This is a genomic window from Streptomyces sp. NPDC006265, from assembly GCF_040613555.1.
Lineage (GTDB): Bacteria > Actinomycetota > Actinomycetes > Streptomycetales > Streptomycetaceae > Streptomyces.
Map to the genome: position 1 here is coordinate 1 of NZ_JBEXSH010000272.1, position 827 is coordinate 827.

Sequence of the window (827 nt, forward strand, 5' to 3'; positions counted from 1 at the left end):
GATCATGTCGGTGCCGGCCGGGCCCGAGGTGCCGATGCAGACGCCGATGTTGCCCGGGTGGGTGCGGGTGTAGCCCTCGGCCATGTGCGAGGCGCCCTCGACATGCCGGGCAAGGGTGTGGGCGATGCCGCCGGAGGCCTTGAGCGCCGCGTAGAACGGGTTGATCGCCGCGCCGGGGACACCGAACGCGTCGGCGACGCCCTCACGCTTGAGGATCCCAACTGCCGCGCGGGCAGCGGTCATTCGAGCCATCGAGTACTCCTGCTTCGGCTGTCGGATTCGCACTCCCGTCGCGCCCCGCGGTGAGCTCTTCCGTATTGCGGAAATTGTTTTCTACGATCTGGAATTAATGTATGCGGGGCGGGTGAAGGGCGTCAAGAGACGGCAAGCGCCGGACAGGGCGGGGCCGGAGGGAGCACGATGGCCTCCTCGTCCCGACGCGACACGGTTCTGGAGTGGCCATGGCCGAGACCGTTCCGGTGCGCTGCCCGGCCTGCCGCCGCGAGCACCGCTACACGGCACCGGCGTATCCCTGCGCGTGCGGCGCGCCGGTCGCCCCGCGCCTGGACCGTGACGGCTCGGCGACGCCCGTCTCGCACCGGGTCTGGCAGGACGACTGGGTGCCGGTGCGATGCGGCTCCTGCGGGCGGCGCGGGGAGTGGCCGCGACCGGAGGTGGGGTGCGCGTGCGGGGTGGTGCTGCGGGTGGCGGTGGTGGAGGGACAGGGTTCGACCGGGCGGGCCGCCGCGGATGGCGGGAGGACAGCCGACCAGGGCCCGGGGACCGGCCAGGGTGGCGCGGCCGGCGCAAGGGCGGCCGACCACGAC

The 827-nt window shown here is 72.9% G+C and carries 1 protein-coding gene and 1 pseudogene; one reads left to right on the plus strand and one right to left on the minus strand.

What is annotated here, in order from left to right:
- Positions 1 to 252 (minus strand): thiamine pyrophosphate-binding protein (locus tag ABZ281_RS22065; protein WP_356657897.1); only part of this gene is annotated, 252 nt, incomplete at its 3' end.
- Positions 253 to 461: 209 nt separating this feature from the next.
- Here ABZ281_RS22065 and ABZ281_RS22070 point away from each other — a divergent pair.
- Positions 462 to 827 (plus strand): annotated as a pseudogene (locus ABZ281_RS22070) (hypothetical protein); the annotation flags it as partial.